The following is a 400-nucleotide window of genomic DNA, read 5'->3' as shown; positions in this document are numbered from 1 at the left end:
CTGCAACAGCGCCTTTACCCATGATGGTTTTTCCTATGATAAGGAACGGCTTTTCTGTTTCTGCTTTGGCTGCTTCCAGGGCCTTGCGGATCTCACCGGCATTGTTACCGTCGATAGTCATCACAGCCCATCCCCAGGCCTCATATTTCTTTGCTGTATCCTCTACGGTTACCGCATCTGTTGTTGTTGATAACTGGATATCGTTTGAATCATAGAACATGATCAGGTTGTTCAACCCTAAATATCCTGCAATACGGCCGGCTCCCTGCGAAATCTCTTCCTGAATACCACCATCCGAGATAAAGGTATAGATATCGTGAGACATCCATTCGCCAAATCTCTCTTTCAGGAACTTTTCTGCGATAGCTGCCCCTACTGCCATGGTATGCCCTTGTCCAAG

General features: G+C 47.2%; 1 protein-coding gene. It reads right to left on the bottom strand.

Features of this window, described 5'->3' with window-relative positions; translation table 11 throughout:
- A partial coding sequence (locus tag OM074_RS21725) for a thiamine pyrophosphate-binding protein (RefSeq protein WP_494515700.1) occupies nt 1–400 on the bottom strand: 400 nt, incomplete at both ends.

Origin of the sequence: Plebeiibacterium marinum (genome assembly GCF_026013615.1) — a bacterium.
Taxonomy (GTDB): domain Bacteria; phylum Bacteroidota; class Bacteroidia; order Bacteroidales; family Marinilabiliaceae; genus Saccharicrinis; species Saccharicrinis marinus_A.
Note: the sequence above shows the minus strand (reverse complement) of the source record. Positions and strands in the feature narration are given on the sequence as shown.